The following is a 14929-nucleotide window of genomic DNA, read 5'->3' on the forward strand; positions in this document are numbered from 1 at the left end:
GGCCAAGGCGCGCGGCGCCGGCATGCGGGCGGAACGCGAAGCGCTGGTGGCGCGCGTCGCGGCACGGCTGGCCTGATCGTCGCGGCGGGGGACCGCCCCGCGGCGCCGGATCGGGGGGGCGCGGGGCACACGCCGCGACATGCGGATGAATCGCTTGGACACGGTGTTCACCGGAACTTCATCCGTCGCCCGCATCATGGGCATCGGAGGTCGCCCATGGACACCAACATGCCCGCCGGTTCCGATGCCGCGCGCGAGGCCCGCCAGCGCATCGCGCGCCACCTGCAGGACCTGCACAGGCTGCACCTCGTGCTGGCGGAGGAGAGCCGGGCGCTCAAGCGGTTCACGACCGAAGGGCAGGCGCAGGTCGAGATCGAGATCGCGACCGACATGATCGAGCAGTATATCGGGCAGTCGAGCGCCTTCCTCGAGAACATGCGCGGCCGGTTCGAGGCGCGGCTCGGTCTGCTGCGGCGCGGCGAGCCGGCCTTCGGCGGCAAGGCCGACCAGGCGCCGGAGCACGGGGCGTTCTGGCTGGCCTTCTCGCGCCTGTGCGCCGTGCTGCGCCGGACCGAACGCCGCTCCGACATCTAGAGCAATATCCGACCAGCCGCGAGCGGCTGATCGGATTTCTTGCTCTGGAAGCCATTGATTCTAAAGCACGAAATCCGGTCAAATTGATTCAGTGTGATCGGATGGTGCTCTAGAGATCGGCGGCCAGGGCCTTCGACCGCCGGCATGTGCTCCACGTGCGCCCGGGCGCCGGGCGGAAACCTTGGCTTTTTCGGCTTCGCCCGAGGTCTGGCGGGCTGCGGACGCGGCCCCGGAGCGAGCCGGGGACCCTTGCCGACGGGATGAGGGCCCCGGCGCCGGGCCGGTACCGACCGGCCTCGCCGGCCGCCGGGCGGATCGCCACGCGATGCCCCTTTCGGGATCCCGTCCCGACAGCGAGGATGCGGGGCGGCGGTGCCCAGCCGGCGCGCGCGAGACGCGAGGGGATGCATGAACCGCCTGGCGCTCCTGGTCACGTTGCTTGTCCTTGCCGCGCCGTCCCTGGCGCAGCGCGCCCCGGACACGGCAAGGCCCCTGCCGGCGGAGCGCGCCTGGCTCGAAGCCTGCGTCCTGTCCGCGCTGGCGCATCCGCCGCGGGCCGCCTTCGGGCGCTGCGCCTGGCGGATCGCGAGCACCTGCCAGGGCGACCCGGGGGAAGGGCTGCTGATTGCGCGCCTGCCGCCGACCCTGCCGGGCCGCCCCTTGCCGGCAGCGGCCTGCGTGCAGATCGAGGCGGCGCTCTGGCAGCAGCAGATGGAGCGGTGGCTGCGGGAGCTGGGGCTCCTTGCCCCCGCCGCCCAGCAGGAGCCGCTGCGCCGCGCGCAGCGGGCCTTCATGGCCTTCCGCGATGCAGGCTGCGCGGCGGAACGCGCGCTGGCGCCGCCAGCCGAGGCGATGGCGAACGAAGCGTCCTGCCGGCTTGAGACGACGGCGCTGCGGGCGCTGGACCTCAAGCGCCTGCGCGACGAGATGTGGCTTCTGATCGCGGCCGCATCGGTCGAGGGGCCGTAGGGGACGACCCTGTCCCGGACCTGCCCCGGCGTCCGGGAGGGGCGAGGGCCTGGACGGCGCGCGGGAGGATGGCGGGCCTTGCCCGCCTGCGGGCGGGGTTCGACCTGCGGCATGGATGGCTGACGCCGTGCCATCCCGCCGACGGCGAGGGCTTCGTCGGGTCTGCATGCCGGCGTGCCTGACGGGGCGGCGGCAAGGGCGCCCGCCGCAGGACGGAACCCAAGCGGCCCGCGGGCCTTACCGCAGCGACGCGGTGATCCAGCCCGCGCCCCACAGGACCAGCGCGGCGGCGCCGACACGCTCCGCATGCCAGAGCATCCGCGCGCGGAGGACGCGCGCGACCATGGCGTGCCACTCGGCGCGCGGGCGGCTGCGCAGCGCGTCGAAGGCCCATTGCGGCATGAGGTACCAGACCTCGGCATGGCGCAGGTCGCGATAGGGAACCCACCACGCCGCCAGCAGCATGATCGCGCAGCCAATCGCCATCAGATCGCCGCCGATCCTGAGGGAGAGCGGGAAGTCGTAGGCGAGGGCGAGCATCGTGCATCCGATGCCGAGGCCGCCGAAGCCGCAGGCCCGGCGGATCGAGAGGTCGGCAGCGATCCGAAGCTGTTCCATGCACCCTCCTGTCCCGCCGCTGGCGCGCCCGACATGCTGCACGGCGCGGGGGGCGGAAGGGAAGCGCGGCGACGCGGCGGCGGCGGTCAGCGCATCCCGACGAGGAGCAGCAGGATGACGCCGCCGAGCCAGGTCCACATGGCGCCGGTCGGCGACAGCCCGAGACGCTCGGCGATCGCGGCCGGCACCGCGCCGAGCAGCATCGTGCCGGTCGAGACGATGAGGGAGGCGCCGTAGAACACGATCTCCCGGGTCGCGGGCAGCATCTCGGGCAGCCAGACGGGATGGAGGTGCCACACCACGCCGAGCATCGGGCTGGACAGGCCGTTCAGCAGGCAGACCGCGACGACCGCGACGAACAGGTTCTGTGGCGTCATGGCGCAGCGCCCGCGGGCGTGATGCTGGGCGCAAGCCCGGCCGAGAGCATGAACAGGCCGAACACGGTCCTGATCGCGAACAGCCAGAAGGCGGCGACCAGCGGCAGGAAGGTTGGCGTCACGTAGGACGGCACGAGCCGGCGCGCGACCCAGACGGCCCAGCCCGTCAGCATGACGAAGCCGCGCCAGATGTAGTTCCGGCTGTCGGGTGCGATGAAGGCCTGCATCATGAAGCGGCCGAGGCAGCCCCAGGCGGTCAGCGCCAGGATGTAGGTCACCACCCAGAAGGGCAGGTGCCCGAAGACGAAATGCTGCTGGTCCATGGTTCCGCGCAAAATGAGGGGGCGGTCGCGTCGCCGCAACCGCCCCCCGGGAAGCCTGCCGCCCCCGGTTGGGGGCGGGGCGACGCTAGTCCACCGCCTCCGCCCGGTCGGCGAGGCGAACGCCGCCCTTCGGGATGCGGATGTCTTCGATGAAGTCCTGCATCGCCTTGGAAGGGGCGGGCGTGAACATCGAGACGATCCAGATGGTGAGGAACGACAGCGGCACGCCGATGATGCCGCCCGAGATGTTGTTGATGCTCCAGAGCCGGGCGACGAGACGTCCGCGGAGGGCAACCGTGTCGGTCGGGAGCCCGCCGAAGATGTTGCCGATGAAGGACAGCGCGCCGTCCTTCACCGTGGCCGCGTTCGCCACCATGGCTGCCGCCGCGGCCTTGATCTCGGCGTCCATCGGCAGGTTCGCCACCTGCCGCGCGGCGGCAAGGATCGCTTCCTTGCTGCCGAACAGCTGGATGAAGTGCCAGCCGTAGAACTCCGTATGGATCAGGTAGCCGAATGTGGCGATGTAGCCGACCGCCATGCCCGCGCAGGCACCGATGTTCGTCGTCCGCTTGTACCAGACGCCCATCACCAGCGCGGCGAACAGGCCCGCGGCGGCGATGGAGAAGGCCCAGGCGACGAGGAACAAGATGTCCGCACCCATGTTGCCTGCCGTGTAAGCCGCGATGATGGCGACGAAGATCAGCAGGACTCGGGAGATGACGAGGCGGCGTGCCGTCGGCGCGTTGCGGTCGATCATCTTGTAGTAGACGTCGTGCGACAGCGCGTTGGCCAGCGCGAGCAGCAGCCCGTCGGCGGTCGAGAGCGCCGCGGCGAGGCCGCCTGCCGCCACCAGGCCGGCGATCACGTAGGGCAGGCCCGCGATTTCCGGCGTGGCGAGCACGACCACGTCCGGATGGATGCGGAACTCGCCCCACTGCAGGATCCCGTCGCGGTTCACGTCCACGATGTTGATCCAGGGCGTGCCGTAGGGGCTGACGATCTGCCAGTTCTTCACCCAGTCCGGCAGGCTGGCGATCTGGGACCCGATCAGGGTCTGGTAGATCTCGAGCTTGCCAAAGGCCGCGTAGGCCGGCGCCGTGAAGTACAGCAGGAAGATGAAGAACAGCGACCAGGCCACCGACTGCCGCGCCTCACGCACCGACGGGGTCGTGAAGTAGCGCATCAGGATGTGCGGCAGGGCGGCGGTGCCGACCATCAGGCAGAAGACCAGGGCAAAGAAGTTCACCATGGCCGAGAGCGAGAACTGCCCGTTCGCGCCGACGAAGGGCGCGGTGTAGAAGCCGGTCACCCCGGGCGGCGGCGTCTGCCCCGCCGCGCGGAAGGCGGCCTCGAACACCTCGATCCGCTCGAGCGCGATGCCGTACATCAGCTGCGGCACGGGCACGCCCGTGACCTTCACCGACATCAGGATCGCCGGGATCAGGTAGGCGATGATCAGGATGATGTACTGCGCCACCTGGGTCCAGGTGACGGCGCGCATACCGCCCAGCATCGAGCAGACCAGGATGCCGGCGAGGCCCAGGAACACCGCCATGGTGAAGGAGACATCGAGGAAGCGCTGGGTGATGATGCCCACGCCCACGATCTGCGCGACCACGTACACGAAGGACGCCGTCAGCAGCACGATGACGCCGAGCGAGCGGGCGAGGTTGCCGCCGAAGCGCGCGCCGAGGAAGTCCGGCACCGTGTACTGACCAAACTTGCGCAGATAGGGCGCGAGCAGGATGGCCACCAGCATGTAGCCGCCGGTCCAGCCGAGGATGAAGGCGAGGCCGCCATAGCCGAGGGCATAAAGCGAGCCGGCCATGCCGATGAAGGAGGCCGCCGACATCCAGTCCGACCCGGTCGCCATGCCATTGTAGAGGGCAGGCACCCTTCGGCCCGCGACGTAGTATTCGGCCACCACCGCCGTACGGCTGATGATGCCGATATAGGCGTAAACGCCGATCGTCAGGAAGACGAACAGATAGCCGATGATGCGGTCCGGCACCCCCATTTGCTCGAGGATGGCGAGGATGACGACGAAGACCGCGAAGCCGCCCGTATACCCGGCGTAGATCTTGCCGAGCGAAGCGATGAACGGATCCTTTTCCTTGGCGGATGCGCTCATGGATCAGTCCTCCTGCACGCCATGTTCCTCGTCGATCTGGTTCTGGCGCCTTGCGAACCAGAACAGGCCGACGACGAAGATGATGAGGCTGCCCTGTGCCGCGAAATAATACGCGAGCGGGAAGCCGAAGATGTGGATCGGATTGAGTTGGACGGCGAACAAATGAATTCCGAAGCCGGCGACGAACCACATCGCCAGCACTGTCCACATCAGGCCCGATGTCTTGATCCAATAGGCCCGGGCGGTCGCCGGATCGACTGCCGCTTCTGTTGCGCTTGCCGGCTCATTGCCGGACTCGACCAAAGGCATGATCCTCTCCCCCCTGTGCCTGCGGGTTTGCCTCCCGCGCGGCCTCTCCCAGATTGACCGACCAGCCCAGGCGTGGTCGGAGAAGGCGTGAAAACACCGTAACTTGTGTTCGGTATCATGCACGCTTCCGGGCGCGCAATCTCCTTTCGCAAGACACCGGGAGGGCGACACATTTCCCCGTTCAACTTTCTGCGCCGCGGCAAATCGCCCGACCCCGAGGCCTTCGCCGTCTTCCTCCGCCGGCAGGCGGCCTTCGTCGCCCAGAAGACCGTCATCGACTATTGCCGCGTGAAGGCGGGCCGCCGGGAACGGCAGCTGTTCGCCGATCCGGACTTCGCCGTCGCGCTGCGGCATTGCCGATGGCAGGTCTATCTCGCGGCCCTCGCGGATGTCGTGGTGCTGGCCGAGGCATGGCTCAGGCCCCATGCCGCGGGGCAGGAGGCAGCGCTCGCCGATGCGCTGGTCCGCATGCACGACGCGGCCCTCGCGGCCGAACCGCCGCCGGAGGAGGAACGCCCGGCCGCCGAGGCCGCGCGACTCGCCTTCCCGACCCACCTTGCGGCGTCGCAACAGGCGGCGCCCGTTTCGGCGCACCGCATGGCGCTGCTGAGCGACGCGCCGCTGTTCGCGACGCTGCCCGTCCATGCCGACCAGCGCGTCGGAGAGACGCCGGCGATCCGCGGCGCGCTGCGCTTTCACATCGTGGCCACGCAACAGGAGATGGAGCGCCTGTTCGATCCCGCGAAGCTCGCCGCGGGACTGATGACCTAGCCGTCACCTTTGGCCGCGTCGCGATGGCCGAAAGTTAAGCGGCCCGCGACCCCTCCCCAAGGCGGCATGGCTTAACTCCTTCAGCGTCCGCGTACGAAGCGCGGGGGCGTCCGCCCGTCGGACGGCAACGACGACGAGCCGGCAAAGCCGGCCGGGGAAGGACAGGCCCATGAGTTCCGCAGCCGCCGCAGCCTATGGAGTCGGGCAGCCCGCCCGGCCGATGACGAAGGAGGAGAGGAAGGTCATCATCGCCTCCTCCCTCGGCACCGTCTTCGAGTGGTACGACTTCTACCTCTACGGGTCGCTGGCCGCGGTGATCGGGGCCAACTTCTTCTCCCAGTTCCCGGAGACGACGCGCAACATCTTCGCGCTCCTCGCCTTCGCGGCGGGCTTCCTGGTGCGGCCCTTCGGCGCGCTGGTCTTCGGCCGCCTCGGCGACATGGTGGGCCGCAAGTACACCTTCCTCATCACCATCCTGATCATGGGCGCGTCGACCTTCGTTGTCGGAATCCTGCCGACATCGGACACCATCGGGCTCGTGGCCCCGATCACGCTGATCGTGCTGCGCCTGCTGCAGGGCCTGGCACTTGGCGGCGAGTATGGCGGTGCGGCGACCTATGTGGCGGAACACGCACCGCACGGGCGCCGCGGCTTCTACACGTCGTTCATCCAGATCACGGCGACCGCGGGCCTGTTCATGTCGCTGCTGGTCATCCTGTTCACGCAGCTTGCGGTGGGCCCCGACAACTTCCGCGCCTGGGGCTGGCGCGTGCCCTTCCTGCTCTCGATCTTCCTCCTCGCCATCTCGGTCTGGATCCGGCTGCAGATGGAGGAAAGCCCGGCCTTCCAGAAGATGAAGGCGGAAGGGACGCATTCGAAGGCGCCGATCGCCGAAGCCTTCTTCCAGTGGAAGAACGCCAAGATCGCGCTCTTCGCGCTGCTCGGCCTCGTCGCCGGCCAGGCGGTCGTCTGGTACACGGGCCAGTTCTACGCGCTGTTCTTCCTCGGCCAGGTGCTGAAGGTCGACTCGTTCACGACGAACATGCTCATCGCCTGGTCGCTGGTGCTCGGCTCGGGCGGCTTCGTCCTGTTCGGCTGGCTGTCCGACAAGATCGGGCGCAAGCCGATCATCCTCGGCGGCTGCCTGATCGCCGCGCTCACCTACTTCCCGCTCTTCAAGCTGCTGAGCGCGGAGGCGAACCCGGACCTGCACCGCGCGCACCAGACCATCCAGGTGCAGGTCGTGGCCGACCCGGCCTCCTGCTCCTTCCAGTTCAACCCGACGGGCACGGCACGCTTCACCCAGCCCTGCGACATCGCCAAGGCCGCGCTCGCGCGCGCCTCGGTCAACTATAGCGTCCAGCAGGCGCCGGCCGGTACCATCGCCGGCGTCCAGATCCAGGGCGGCGCGATCATCCCGGCCGACAGCCCCAACTTCGCGCGTGACCTCGGCGCGGCGCTGACGACCGCGGGCTATCCGGCGGCGTCCAACCCGTCGGTCGTCAAGATGTCCAACCCCTTCGACATCTTCGGCGAGCAGCAGCTCGTGCTGATCGGCATCCTGACGCTGCTCGTGATCTACGTGACGATGGTCTACGGGCCGATCGCCGCGGCGCTGGTGGAACTCTTCCCCACGCGCATCCGCTACACCTCGATGTCGCTGCCCTATCACATCGGCAATGGCTGGTTCGGCGGCCTGCTGCCGGCGACCTCCTTCGCCATGATCGCGCAGACGGGCGATGTCTATTTCGGCCTCTGGTACCCGATCGTCATCGCGCTGATGACGGTGGTGATCGGCATCTTCTTCGTGCCGGAAACCAAGGACCGCGACATCTACGCGGGCGACAGCGCGCAGCCCTGATCGGGGGCGCCCCGCGCATGGGCTGAAGGGCGGCGTCCGGCAACGGGCGCCGCCTTTCCTTTTTCCCGCCCGTCCATGTCGTTAGCGAGCCCGTAACCTGGTGCGTAATAATCCGATATCGGAACAAGATCCGGCATTCCATCGATGGACACGCCTGCGCCTATCCTGCTGGCCGATCCCCGCCCGCCACCCGAGGAAATCCTCGTCGCGGGCTGGGACGCGACTGCGCCGCCGCCCGCCTTCTCCCGCATCGTGCATGTCGACCCGACCGCGGCCGACGGGGGCGACGGCTCGCTGGACGCGCCCTTCGACTCCTGGGCCGACATCGCCTTCGAGCCCGGCACCGTCTACCTCCAGCGCGGCGGCACCACCGCGTCCGGCTTCACCGTCGACGTTGCCGCGACGGCCGAGGCACCGGTCGTCATCGCCTCCTATGGCGAGGGCGTCGCGCGCGTCGCCGGCACCGTCATCCTTGCCGATTCGTCGCATGTCACGCTGACCGGGCTCGACATCGCGGGCGGGCAGGGCTTCGGGGTCCATGTGCTGGGGGCGTCGTCGGAGCTGACGATCAGCGGCAACGGCATCCATCACGGCCTTGCCGGAATCTATGTCGAGGCGCCGTCGATCGAGGGCCTCGCCATCATCGCCAACGCGATCCACGACAACGACATGGCTGGCGTCTGGCTGAACGGTGCCGCCGCCTCGGCCGCGCGCCCCGCGGTCGTCGCGGGCAACGATGTGTGGCGCAACGGGGAGAGCGGCATCGCGCTCCATGCGAGCCACGTGCTCGTGGATGGCAACGCGGTGGTGAACAACGGCCTCGCCGGGCTGCCCGGCACCTCCGGCATCCATGTCTTCGGCGTCACCGAGGGCGACGGCATGGGCTGGTTCAATCAGCTCAGCAACAACCTCGTCGCCTTCCAGCGCGAACCCGACGGCTTCGACGGCCACGGCATCCAGCTCGACCATTTCTCCGGCCAGAACACCGTCTGGGGCAACCGCGTGCACGGCAATGACGGGCCGGGCATCACGCTCTTCAGCAGCACGGCGAACATCGTCGCCGCCAACGGCCTCTCGGCGAACGCGGCCGATGCCGCCGGCACGCGGGACGGCCAGCCCGTCCTGGCCGAGATCTTCGTCAGCAACGCCGGCTTCGCGCCGGGCCTGGCGCTCGGCAACCTGGTCGCGGAAAACCGGCTTGTCCCCGGCGGGGAAGACGCGGCGGCGGTCGCGGTGACCGGCGGGGCGGAATGGGGCGGCAACGTCTTCGGCGCGAACCTCGCCGGCGCCGGCGATGTGTTCCTCTGGGGCGGCACATGGCTGGCGGGCCTCGACGCCTGGAACGCCATCGGCATGGATGGCTGGGATGATGGCCCCGGTGGCGCGGCGGATCCGCTGCCCTGGATCGACCCGGCCTGGCTCGCCCAGGGCTATGCGCCAAACTCCCGCTTCCTCGGCACGGCCGATGCGCTGCTGCCGAACCGCCTCGTCGCCGATGCAGGACGTCCGGACCTGGCCGGAGGCGCGGCGGCCGACCGCATGGCCGGCGATGGCGGCGCCAACCGGATCGAGGGGCAGGGCGGCGACGACCTGCTCGCGGGCGGCGGCGGCGCGGACACGATCTCGGGCGGCGCGGGCCATGACCTGATCGCCGGGGGCTTCGGCGGCGACCTGCTGCGCGGCGGGCGGGACGGCGACCTGATCGCGGGCGCGGCCGGGCATGATCGCCTGTTCGGCGAGGCCGGGGAGGATTGGCTGAGCGGCGGCGACGGCGCGGACCTGCTGCATGGCGGCGCCGGCAATGACCAGCTCCGCGGCGGGGCTGGCGCCGATACCTTCGTCGCCACGCCGGGTGGGGGTGCCGACCTCGTGCTCGACTTCACGCCCGGGGAGGATCGGATCGACCTGCGCGCCTTCCGTCTCCCGGACATGGCGGCCTTGCTCGTGCTGGCCGGGCCGGAGGCAACGCTGCTCGATCTCGGCGGCGGCGACATGATCGTGCTCCTCGGGCTCACCGCCGCGGTGCTCGGGCCGGGTGACGTCATCCTCGGCTGACCGGGTGGACGGCGCGGCGCATACTTCGCGCGTGCAGTGGGAGAGACGAGCGATGCGCGCAGCTTCCCCGGCCGCCGCGCTGACCGGCGGCGTCGCCGGCGCCATGGGCCCCGTCCCGCCCGCCTTCCCGCCGGAGGCCCCGCTCGGCGACGTGCTCGCGGCGATGGCGCAGGCGCGTGCCTCCGCCGTGCTCGCGGTCGACGCGGAAGGCCGGCCCGTCGGCATCCTGACGGAACAGGACGTGTCGCGCCGTGTCGCCTTCCGCCTGCCGCCCGAGGCGCCGCTCGCCGCCGCCATGACCACGCCCGTCATCGGCTGCGCCGAGGATGCGGGCCTCTGGCGCGCGGTCGCGCTGCTGCGCGCTGGGCGGTTGCGGCACCTGCCCGTGCTCGGCGCAGATGGGCGCTGCGTCGGCATGCTGCATCGGGCGGAGACGCTCGCCGCCGTCTCGGGCCGGCTGCTCGGCCATCTCGACGCGCTCGCCGGCGACGACGCCGCCGTGAAGGAGGCGCAGGCCGGCGTCGCCACCGCGCTGCTGGGCGAAGGCGTCGCGGTGCGCGACGTCGTCTCGCTCGTCAGCGGCATCAACATCGAACTGCATCGCCGCGTGCTCGACCGCTGCCTCGCCACGCATGGCAGCCCGCCCGTTGCCTTCACGCTGCTGGTGATGGGCAGCGGGGGGCGGGGCGAGAGCCTGCTGCGGCCCGACCAGGACAATGGCCTGATCCTCGCCGACTATCCGGATGCGGAGCACGACCGGGTCGATGCCTGGTTCCGCGCCCTGGCCGCCGACTTCAACGCGGGGCTCGCCGCGGCGGGCTTCCCGCTCTGCCCGGGCGGGATCATGGCGATGAACCCGCTGTGGCGGAAAACCCTGCCGCAATGGCAGCACCAGATGGAGATCTGGGCCAGGCGGCGCAGCGGCGCCGCGCTGCTGTTCTCCGACATCGCCTTCGACTTCCGCGCGGTGGCGGGCGACCCCGCGCCGGCGCAGGCGCTCCGCCGCCACCTCGCGCGCGTGCTGGAGGCAAACCCCGCGCTGCTCGTGGCCATGGCGGGGCAGAACCAGTCGCTCACCGTCGGGCTCACGCTGTTCGGCGGCTTCACCGACGACGAGCCCGGCCCCGGCACGCGGACCGACCTGAAGCTGCACGGGCTGATGCCGCTCGTCGCCGCCGTGCGGCTGATCGCGCTGCGCGACGGCATCGCCGAGACCGGCACGCCGGCTCGCCTCGCCGCACTCGCCGCGCGCGGTAGCCTGCTGGGGCGGGAGGCGGCCGAGCTCGAGTCCGCCTTCGACCTGCTGCTTGACGTCGTGCTGCGCCAGCAGCTGGCCGATCACGCGGCGGGGCAGGCGCCGGGCAACCTCGTGGACACGGCGGCGATGTCGCGTGGCGCGCGCGGCGCGCTTCGCGATGCGCTGAAGGCGGTGCGCGGCTTCAGCCGCGGCGCCATCGGCAGCTTCACCGGCCAGCTCTGGTAGGCGGGTTCAGAAATTCTCGGCCATCGCCGAGATCGAGATCTGCATCCGGCTGCGCCGGGCCAGTTCCTGCAGGTCCTCCACCCCCCGCGCGGCGGCGCGCGCGAGCAGATGCACCCAGAGCGACGCGGTCGCCTCGGCATCGCCCAGCGCCTGGTGCCGCCCCGCGATCACGATCCCGGCCCGGCCGCACAGCCCGTCCAGCGAATGGTCCTGCTCATCCGGGTCGAGCCAGCGGGACAGCGCGACCGAGCACAGGATCGGGTTCGGCACCGACGGCGCGCCGCGATATTCCTCCATGAACAGCAGCGTGCGGTCGAAGGCCGCGTTGTGGGCGACCAGCACGTCGTCGCCGACGAAGTCGAGGAACTGCGCGATCGCGTCGTCCGCCCGCGGCTGGCCGCGCACCATCTCCTCGGTGATGCCGTGGTAGCGGATGCTCTCGGCCGGGATCGGGCGGCGGGGATCCACAAGGATCGAGAAGCGCGCGACCGGCTCCGTGTTCCGCAGCCGCACCGCGCCGATCGACAGCATCGCATCGCCCCCGGTCGGATTGAGCCCGGTCGATTCGAGGTCGAACACCACATAGCGCTGGAAGGCGATCGAACCTGCCGGAAGCGCCGCGTGGAAGTGCGCGCGCGCCCGCATGAATTCCCGCGCCGAGGGCTTCACGCCGTTGGCGACCGCGGAGAAGGCACGCCGGAGGAACCCGCTCATGCGCGGGATGGTTGCACGCGATCCGCGCCGCGCGCCAGCGCCGACATCGTGCTGCATCGCAGCAGATTGACGTGGCGCAACGACCGCGTGTCGATGCCGCGGCTTGCATGATGCGCAGCGCGCGGTCCAGGCTCCGCGGCAAGGATGGGGAGGGAGGCGTCGATGACGCGCTACGACGAGACCTTCGCGCGCTGGCGCCGCGATCCCGAAGCCCATTGGGCCGAGGCGGCGAAGGCGATCGACTGGGATGTCCCGCCGACGCGCATCTTCGATCCCGCGCTTGGCGTCTATGGCCGCTGGTTCCCCGGCGCGCGGCTGAACACCTGCCACAACGCGGTCGACCGGCACGTCGCCGCGGGGCGGGGGAACCAGGCCGCCATCATCTGGGACAGCCCGATGACCGGGCGCATCGAGACCATCACCTACGCCGCCCTGCAGCAGCGCGTCGCGAAGGTGGCGGGCGCGCTGGCCGCGCGCGGCGTGGGGCGCGGGGACCGCGTCATCGTCTACATGCCGATGGTGCCGGAGGCGGCGATCGCCATGCTCGCCTGCGCGCGGCTGGGCGCGGTGCATTCGGTGGTGTTCGGCGGCTTCGCCGCGGCCGAGCTCGCCGCGCGCATCGCCGACGCGAAACCGAAGGCGATCGTCTCCGCCTCCTGCGGGCTCGAGCCCGGGCGCGTCGTGAAGTACAAGCCGCTGATCGACGCCGCGATCGGGCTTTCGCCGCACAAGCCGGGCGCGGTGCTCATCCTCCAGCGCCCCGAGCATCCCTGCGAGCTGACGCCCGGCCGCGACGAGGACCTTCTGCAGGCGGAGGCCGCCGCCGCGCCGCATCCCTGCGTCAGCGTCGAGGCGACGGACCCGCTCTACATCCTCTACACATCCGGCACCACGGGCGCGCCCAAGGGCATCCTGCGCGACAATGGCGGGCACGCGGTCGCGCTCGCGAATTCCATGTCGCTGGTCTACGGCGTCGGCGCGGGGGACGTATTCTGGGCGGCGTCCGATGTCGGCTGGGTGGTGGGGCATTCCTACATCGTCTACGCGCCGCTGCTCGCCGGCTGCACGAGCGTGCTGTTCGAGGGCAAGCCCGTCGGCACCCCCGATGCCGGCACCTTCTGGCGTGTCTGCGCGCAGCACGGGGTGAAGGTGCTGTTCACCGCGCCGACCGCCATCCGCGCCATCAAGAAGGAGGATCCCGCGGGCGCCTTCGTCGCGCGCCACGACCTCTCGAAGCTCGAGGCGCTCTACCTCGCCGGCGAGCGCTGCGACCCGGACACCGTGACGTGGTCGGAACGCCTGCTGGGCAAGCCCGTCGTGGACCATTGGTGGCAGACCGAGACGGGCTGGAGCATCACCGGCAATTTCCGCGGCCTCGGCCTGTTCCCCACGAAGCCGGGTTCCGGCGGCAAGCCCGCGCCCGGCTACGACGTGGTGGTGCTGGACGAGGCGAACCAGGAAGTGCCGCGCGGGCAGATCGGCAGCCTCGCCGTGCGGCTGCCGCTGCCGCCCTCCTGCCTGCCCACGCTGTTCAACGCCGATGACCGCTTCCGCGACGCCTACCTCACCGCCCATCCGGGCTTCTACAGCACGGCCGATGCCGGGATGATCGACGCGGACGGCTATGTCTGGGTGATGAGCCGCACCGACGACATCATCAACGTCGCCGGCCACCGGCTTTCGACCGGCGCGATGGAGGAGGTGCTGGCCTCGCACCCCGACGTCGCCGAATGCGCCGTGGTCGGCGTGCGGGACACGCTGAAGGGGCAGGTGCCGCTCGGCCTCGTTGTGCTGAAGCACGGCGTGACGAAGGACGAGGCCGCGATCGGCGGCGAGCTCATCGCCATGGTGCGCGATCGCATCGGCCCCGTCGCGGCGTTCAAGGATGCGCGCATCGTCGCCCGCCTGCCCAAGACACGCTCGGGCAAGATCCTGCGCGCGACGCTGCGCAAGATCGCCGATGGCGACGAGTATGTCGTGCCGCCGACGATCGACGACCCGGTGATCCTCGAGGAAGTGGGGGACGTCCTGAAAGGCGCGATGCGGTAGCGCGCCGCGCCCATACCCGGAGCCCCAGGGCCAGGCGATGGCGCCCGGGGCTGGCAGGGCGGCCGCGCGCGAAGCAAGGTCGCCGGTACCGCCCGTGCGATGGTTCATGCGTCGCGCGGTCCGTGTCAGTCGAGCGCGATCGCCTCGATCAGCAGCACTAGGTCGCGCCCGCTGCCCGGCTCGCGGATCGCGCCCTCGAAGTCGAGCGCGATGGTCGCGGTGCCGGCCGGCAGGTCGAGCGGAATCGTCGCCTCCTGCCGGTCGTGCAGCCGTCCGCCGGGCAGGTCGAAGCGCTGCGCCGCCGCCCCCGGGCGCGCGACCGCGACGCGCTGGCGCAGCAGCAGGCTGCGATACGTGATGCGGAGCCTCGCCGGTCCCGCCGCTGCGCGCTGCACCATCAACCGCGCGCGGCGCGAGACCACCCACCGGACGCCAGGCGGCAGGCCAAGCTCGGGGAAGGGGCCCTCCTCCTCCCCGAAGCCTTCCGAGCGCTCCCAGAGGATGCCCTCGCCCGTGGTGCGGTTCGGGGCCTCGGCGTCGTTCGCCGCGACGACCGGCGGCGGCCCGGCCTCCGCGGGAGGAGCCTCCGCCGCGACGGGCGCGTCGTGCGAGTTGAGCAGCCGCACCGGCGTGCCGCCCAGCGGCGCCGCGCCGACTGCGACGAGGCGCGGCGCC

Annotated in this window: 14 protein-coding genes; 7 read left to right on the top strand and 7 right to left on the bottom strand. The window is 70.8% G+C overall.

Annotation, left to right across the window (positions count from 1 at the left end):
* Positions 1 to 216 precede the first annotated feature (216 nt).
* Together HW577_RS10330 and HW577_RS10335 are read left to right on the top strand one after the other, a co-directional pair.
* Positions 217 to 594: a hypothetical protein gene (locus HW577_RS10330; protein WP_198376058.1), complete on the top strand. Its 378-nt coding sequence runs from the start codon at positions 217 to 219 to the stop codon at positions 592 to 594.
* A gap of 408 nt (positions 595 to 1002) precedes the next feature.
* On the top strand, positions 1003 to 1563 hold the full coding sequence (locus HW577_RS10335; protein WP_198376059.1) for a lysozyme inhibitor LprI family protein: 561 nt from the start codon (positions 1003 to 1005) through the stop codon (positions 1561 to 1563).
* Between the two features lie 237 nt (positions 1564 to 1800).
* Here the strand turns inward: HW577_RS10335 and HW577_RS10340 are convergent, their stop codons facing one another.
* The 5 genes from HW577_RS10340 to HW577_RS10360 form a co-directional block, all read right to left on the bottom strand.
* Complete coding sequence (locus tag HW577_RS10340) at positions 1801 to 2181, bottom strand: hypothetical protein (RefSeq protein ID WP_198376060.1); 381 nt, start codon at positions 2179 to 2181, stop codon at positions 1801 to 1803.
* A gap of 86 nt (positions 2182 to 2267) precedes the next feature.
* The gene (locus HW577_RS10345; RefSeq protein ID WP_198376061.1) at positions 2268 to 2558 is read right to left on the bottom strand and encodes a hypothetical protein; all 291 of its coding nucleotides are present in this window, start codon (positions 2556 to 2558) and stop codon (positions 2268 to 2270) included.
* Entirely contained in the window at positions 2555 to 2881 is a 327-nt protein-coding gene (locus HW577_RS10350; RefSeq protein ID WP_198376062.1) for a YggT family protein, read from the bottom strand. Before HW577_RS10350 ends, HW577_RS10345 begins: the two co-directional genes overlap by 4 nt.
* Before the next feature lie 85 nt (positions 2882 to 2966).
* Entirely contained in the window at positions 2967 to 5012 is a 2046-nt protein-coding gene (locus HW577_RS10355; protein ID WP_198376063.1) for a sodium:solute symporter family protein, read from the bottom strand.
* A gap of 3 nt (positions 5013 to 5015) precedes the next feature.
* Positions 5016 to 5315 (bottom strand): DUF4212 domain-containing protein, encoded by a 300-nt coding sequence (locus HW577_RS10360; RefSeq protein ID WP_232474832.1) that lies wholly within the window; start codon positions 5313 to 5315, stop codon positions 5016 to 5018.
* Positions 5316 to 5438: 123 nt separating this feature from the next.
* Between HW577_RS10360 and HW577_RS10365 the strand changes: the two genes are divergently transcribed.
* The 4 genes from HW577_RS10365 (at position 5439) to HW577_RS10380 (ending at position 11491) form a co-directional block, all read left to right on the top strand.
* On the top strand, positions 5439 to 6092 hold the full coding sequence (locus HW577_RS10365) for a hypothetical protein (protein ID WP_198376065.1): 654 nt from the start codon (positions 5439 to 5441) through the stop codon (positions 6090 to 6092).
* A gap of 169 nt (positions 6093 to 6261) precedes the next feature.
* A complete protein-coding gene (locus HW577_RS10370) occupies positions 6262 to 7953 on the top strand; it encodes an MFS transporter (protein ID WP_198376066.1) in 1692 nt (563 codons plus the stop codon).
* A gap of 144 nt (positions 7954 to 8097) precedes the next feature.
* A complete protein-coding gene (locus HW577_RS10375; RefSeq protein ID WP_198376067.1) occupies positions 8098 to 10008 on the top strand; it encodes a right-handed parallel beta-helix repeat-containing protein in 1911 nt (636 codons plus the stop codon).
* 52 nt (positions 10009 to 10060) lie between these two features.
* Positions 10061 to 11491: a DUF294 nucleotidyltransferase-like domain-containing protein gene (locus HW577_RS10380; RefSeq protein ID WP_198376068.1), complete on the top strand. Its 1431-nt coding sequence runs from the start codon at positions 10061 to 10063 to the stop codon at positions 11489 to 11491.
* Positions 11492 to 11497: 6 nt separating this feature from the next.
* Here the strand turns inward: HW577_RS10380 and HW577_RS10385 are convergent, their stop codons facing one another.
* Entirely contained in the window at positions 11498 to 12205 is a 708-nt protein-coding gene (locus HW577_RS10385; protein ID WP_198376069.1) for a 3'-5' exonuclease, read from the bottom strand.
* Between the two features lie 162 nt (positions 12206 to 12367).
* Here HW577_RS10385 and HW577_RS10390 point away from each other — a divergent pair, with 162 nt between their 5' ends.
* Positions 12368 to 14254, top strand: coding sequence for an AMP-binding protein (locus tag HW577_RS10390; protein ID WP_198376070.1), 1887 nt, complete (start codon positions 12368 to 12370; stop codon positions 14252 to 14254).
* A gap of 125 nt (positions 14255 to 14379) precedes the next feature.
* Here the strand turns inward: HW577_RS10390 and HW577_RS10395 are convergent.
* A partial coding sequence (locus HW577_RS10395; RefSeq protein ID WP_198376071.1) for a hypothetical protein occupies positions 14380 to 14929 on the bottom strand: 550 nt, incomplete at its 5' end.

This window comes from Neoroseomonas rubea, from assembly GCF_016106015.1.
Taxonomy (GTDB): Bacteria; Pseudomonadota; Alphaproteobacteria; order Acetobacterales; family Acetobacteraceae; genus Neoroseomonas; species Neoroseomonas rubea.

Coding starts and splice junctions, on each gene's coding strand:
- HW577_RS10330 (WP_198376058.1), top strand. CDS start 217: ATGGACACCAACATGCCCGCCGGTTCCGATGCCGCGCGCGAGGCCCGC.
- HW577_RS10335 (WP_198376059.1), top strand. CDS start 1,003: ATGAACCGCCTGGCGCTCCTGGTCACGTTGCTTGTCCTTGCCGCGCCG.
- HW577_RS10340 (WP_198376060.1), bottom strand. CDS start 2,181: ATGGAACAGCTTCGGATCGCTGCCGACCTCTCGATCCGCCGGGCCTGC.
- HW577_RS10345 (WP_198376061.1), bottom strand. CDS start 2,558: ATGACGCCACAGAACCTGTTCGTCGCGGTCGTCGCGGTCTGCCTGCTG.
- HW577_RS10350 (WP_198376062.1), bottom strand. CDS start 2,881: ATGGACCAGCAGCATTTCGTCTTCGGGCACCTGCCCTTCTGGGTGGTG.
- HW577_RS10355 (WP_198376063.1), bottom strand. CDS start 5,012: ATGAGCGCATCCGCCAAGGAAAAGGATCCGTTCATCGCTTCGCTCGGC.
- HW577_RS10365 (WP_198376065.1), top strand. CDS start 5,439: ATGCACGCTTCCGGGCGCGCAATCTCCTTTCGCAAGACACCGGGAGGG.
- HW577_RS10370 (WP_198376066.1), top strand. CDS start 6,262: ATGAGTTCCGCAGCCGCCGCAGCCTATGGAGTCGGGCAGCCCGCCCGG.
- HW577_RS10375 (WP_198376067.1), top strand. CDS start 8,098: ATGGACACGCCTGCGCCTATCCTGCTGGCCGATCCCCGCCCGCCACCC.
- HW577_RS10380 (WP_198376068.1), top strand. CDS start 10,061: ATGCGCGCAGCTTCCCCGGCCGCCGCGCTGACCGGCGGCGTCGCCGGC.
- HW577_RS10385 (WP_198376069.1), bottom strand. CDS start 12,205: ATGAGCGGGTTCCTCCGGCGTGCCTTCTCCGCGGTCGCCAACGGCGTG.
- HW577_RS10390 (WP_198376070.1), top strand. CDS start 12,368: ATGACGCGCTACGACGAGACCTTCGCGCGCTGGCGCCGCGATCCCGAA.